Genomic DNA, 3,750 nt, shown 5'->3' on the forward strand with positions numbered 1-3,750 from the left:
TGCTCGACCTCCGAGGTGCCGATGCCCATCGCCAGGGCCCCGAACGCGCCGTGTGTCGACGTGTGGCTGTCGCCGCACACGACCGTCATACCCGGCTGCGTCAGGCCCAGCTGAGGGCCGACGACGTGGACGACCCCCTGCTCTGCGTCGCCCATCGGGTAGAGACGGACGCCGAACTCCTCACAGTTGCGCCGCAGCGTCTCGACCTGGGTGCGCGAGACGGGGTCGGCAATCGGCTTGTCGATGTCCACCGTTGGCACATTGTGATCCTCGGTGGCAATCGTGAGGTCCGTTCGGCGCACCGGACGACCCGCCACCCGCAGCCCGTCGAAGGCTTGCGGCGAGGTCACCTCGTGCACAAGATGGAGATCGATGTAGATGAGGTCGGGATTGCGCTGTCCCGATTCGTCGACCTCGCCGCGCATGACGACATGGTCGTCCCACACCTTCTCGGCGAGCGTGCGGGGCTTGGCTGGGCTGAGGCTCATAGCTCCTCGCTGGGTTCGGCCAACAATCGGGCGACGACTGCTGGAATCTCACTATCTGGACAGATAGTATCGGCTTATGAGAAAGGCTACCGCATCGGACGGGATCAGCGGTATCGGAGTCCTCGACAAAGCGGTGACCGTCCTGCAGGCAGTCGCGGCCCAGCCGTGCAACCTCGCCGAACTGTGCGCGGCCACCGGACTGCCCCGCGCTACCGCGCACCGCCTCGCCGTCGGACTGGAATGCCATCACCTGATCGCGCGCGACACAGCCGGACGCTGGCTGCCCGGGCCGGCGCTTCGCGAACTGGCGGGCCCGCACGCCGACGAGATACCCGACGCCGCGCTCGCCATTCTGCCGCGACTGCACGAGATCACCGGGGAGTCGGTGCAGATCTACCGGCGCGACGGTGCCGAACGCATCTGCGTCGCCGCCGTCGAGCCGCCGAGCGGGCTGCGCGACACCGTTCCCGTGGGCAGCCGCCTGCCGATGACAGCCGGATCGGCGGCGAAGGTGCTGTTGGCCTGGGCCCCCGACGGCGTCCGGGCCCCCCTCCTCGACAACAGTGTCTTCGCCGAGCGCACCCTCGCCGATGTCCGAAAGAAGGGATGGGCGCAAAGCGTCGCCGAGCGCGCCGCCGGGGTGGCAAGCGTTTCCGTGCCGGTCCGCGACGCCGACGGCGAGGTTGTTGCCGCAATCTCGGTTTCCGGACCGATCGAACGCATCGGCCGTCGCCCGGGCGCGCGCTGGGCCGCCGATCTCCTCGCCGCCGCGACCGCGCTCCAGGAACGCCTGGCACATACGCCGGACTGAGCTCCCCACCGACCGATAGTGTCTGTCTCATGGGTATCAATCAGCGCGCCGCGATCGTCATGTCCGACGCGGAGATCGCGACATTCATCGCGCAACAGCGGACTGCCACCCTCGCCACCACCGGTCCGGACGGGGCGATCCACCTCGTCGCGATGTGGTACGGCGTGCTCAACGGCGAGGTGTGGTTCGAGACGAAGGCCAAGTCCCAGAAGGCGGTCAACCTGCGCCGCAATCCACGGTGCTCGCTCATGATCGAAGACGGCCAGACCTATGACCGGTTGCGCGGTATCGCCATTGAGGGAACGGCGGAGATCCACGACGACGAAGACCACACGCTGGCGACCGGTATCAGCGTCTGGGAGCGCTACCACGGACCCTTCACGGCCGAGATGCGCCCACTGGTCGACCAGATGATGCACAACCGCGTCGCCATCCACATCTCCGCCAACCGCATCCGCAGTTGGGATCACCGCAAACTCGGACTCCCTGCGATGCCGCTGGCGGGGTCTACCGTGCCGTTTCTGAACGCGCCCAACGACTAGCGCCACACCACGAACGACGAAGGCGCCTCCACCCTGAGGTGGAGGCGCCTTCGATTTGTACCCCCTACGGGATTTGAACCCGCGCTACCGCCTTGAGAGGGCGGCGTCCTAGGCCGCTAGACGAAGGGGGCCTGAACAACTCCTCGGCTCAATCTGGATCCCGCGAACGGGGTCAGCAAACCGTGAAGTCCGCTGGGGTACCAGGACTCGAACCTAGAATGGCGGTACCAGAAACCGCTGTGTTGCCAATTACACCATACCCCAATGGGTCGCCATCCCCCGGTGCTACCACCCGGCGAAAGGACCGAGAAGTAGGTTAGCAGGATGGCGGCCCGATAGCACAAACGCGCAGGCCACGACCCCTATTGCTGATGTGGCGCGGCAGCGGCCCGCAGTCGCGCGAGTGACTTTTCGGCCCCCAGCAGTTCCATCGACTCGTACAGCGGTGGGCTGACCGCGGCACCGGTGACCGCGACGCGGACCGGGCCGAACGCCTTGCGGGGTTTGAGATCGAGCCCGTCGATGAGAGCCGACTTGAGTGCGCCCTCAATCGTCGGCGTGTCCCAGGGCGACAAGCCGTCCAGCGCCGTGATCGCGGCGTCGAGCACCGGCCCGGCGTCTGCGCCGAGATTCTTCGCGGCCGACTTCTCGTCGATCTCGAAGTCGGCATCGTCGACGTAGTAGAACTTGATCAGGTCCCACGCGTCGCCGAGGACCTGGATGCGCGTCTGAATCAGTTCCGCCAGCGCCGCGAATACCCGATCATCAGCCGGCGACTGGGCGAACCGGTCCCGCGCAACGAGGTAGTCGCCAAGCCGGGCGGCGAACTCCGCGGGCTCCAGCATCCGGATGTGTTCGGCATTGATCGCTTCGGCCTTGCGCTCGTCGAAGCGGGCCGGGTTGGAGTTCACGTCGGCGATGTCGAAGGCGTCGACCATCTGCGCCAGGGTGAACACGTCGGTATCGCCACGGTAGCCCCAGCCGAGCAACGCGAGATAGTTGAGCAGCCCCTCGGGCAAGAAGCCGCGGTCGCGGTGGTGGAACAGGCTCGACTCCGGGTCCCGCTTGGACAGCTTGCGATTGCCCTCGCCCGTGACAAACGGAAGGTGGCCGAACTGCGGGACCCCATCGGCGATCCCGATGCGCTCCAGCGCGCGATACAGCGCGATCTGGCGCGGCGTCGACGAGAGCAGGTCCTCGCCGCGCAACACATGGCTGATCTTCATCATCGCGTCGTCGACAGGGTTGACCAGCGTGTAGAGCGGGATGCCGTTGGCCCGGGTGAGGGCGAAGTCGGGCATCGTCCCCGCCTTGATCGTGGTCTCCCCGCGCACCAGGTCAGTCCAGGTGATGTCCTCATCGGGCATCCGCAGGCGAACCACCGGGCTGCGACCCTCGGCCCGATAGGCAGCGCGCTGGTCGTCGCTCAGATCACGGTCGAAATTGTCGTAGCCGAGTTTCGGATCCCGGCCGGCGGCGAGGTGGCGCGCCTCCACCTCCTCCGGCGTGGCGAATGCCTCATACGCCTCGCCGGCCGCGAGTAGTCCGGCGACGACATCGCGGTGGATGTCGCGCCGCTGCGATTGCCGGTACGGGCCGTACGGTCCGCCGACCTCCGGGCCCTCATCCCAGTGCAGGCCGAGCCAGCGCAGCGCGTCGAGAATCGCGGCGTAACTCTCCTCGCTGTCGCGGGCGGCATCGGTGTCTTCGATCCGGAACACGAAGTCGCCGCCGTTGTGCCGCGCGTACGCATAGTTGAACAGCGCGGTGCGAATGAGCCCGACATGGGGGGTTCCGGTGGGCGACGGGCAGAATCGGACGCGAACGGGGCTGGTCATGGAGTCAACGGTAGCGAACGGCGACTAACGCGCATCGGCCCCGTCGCTCCAGCGCCGGGAGCGCTGGCGAG

General features: G+C 67.1%; 4 protein-coding genes and 2 tRNA genes. 2 read left to right on the forward strand and 4 right to left on the reverse strand.

Features of this window, described 5'->3' with window-relative positions; all coding sequences use genetic code 11:
• A partial coding sequence (locus B4M62_RS10910; RefSeq protein WP_290707605.1) for an aconitase family protein occupies positions 1-488 on the reverse strand: 488 nt, incomplete at its 3' end.
• A 76-nt stretch (positions 489-564) separates the two neighbouring features.
• Between B4M62_RS10910 and B4M62_RS10915 the strand changes: the two genes are divergently transcribed.
• Together B4M62_RS10915 and B4M62_RS10920 are read left to right on the forward strand one after the other, a co-directional pair.
• A complete protein-coding gene (locus tag B4M62_RS10915; protein ID WP_290707607.1) occupies positions 565-1,299 on the forward strand; it encodes an IclR family transcriptional regulator in 735 nt (244 codons plus the stop codon).
• A 29-nt stretch (positions 1,300-1,328) separates the two neighbouring features.
• The gene (locus B4M62_RS10920) at positions 1,329-1,841 is read left to right on the forward strand and encodes a pyridoxamine 5'-phosphate oxidase family protein (protein WP_290707609.1); all 513 of its coding nucleotides are present in this window, start codon (positions 1,329-1,331) and stop codon (positions 1,839-1,841) included.
• A 58-nt stretch (positions 1,842-1,899) separates the two neighbouring features.
• Here the strand turns inward: B4M62_RS10920 and B4M62_RS10925 are convergent.
• From B4M62_RS10925 to gltX, 3 genes are all read right to left on the reverse strand, one after another.
• A tRNA-Glu gene (locus B4M62_RS10925) sits at positions 1,900-1,972 on the reverse strand.
• 61 nt (positions 1,973-2,033) lie between these two features.
• A tRNA-Gln gene (locus B4M62_RS10930) sits at positions 2,034-2,105 on the reverse strand.
• Positions 2,106-2,203: 98 nt separating this feature from the next.
• Positions 2,204-3,679, reverse strand: coding sequence for a glutamate--tRNA ligase (gltX, locus tag B4M62_RS10935; protein ID WP_290707611.1), 1,476 nt, complete (start codon positions 3,677-3,679; stop codon positions 2,204-2,206).
• Positions 3,680-3,750: the final 71 nt, after the last annotated feature.

It is taken from the genome of Gordonia sp. UBA5067 (assembly GCF_002414845.1).
Classification (GTDB): domain Bacteria; phylum Actinomycetota; class Actinomycetes; order Mycobacteriales; family Mycobacteriaceae; genus Gordonia; species Gordonia defluvii.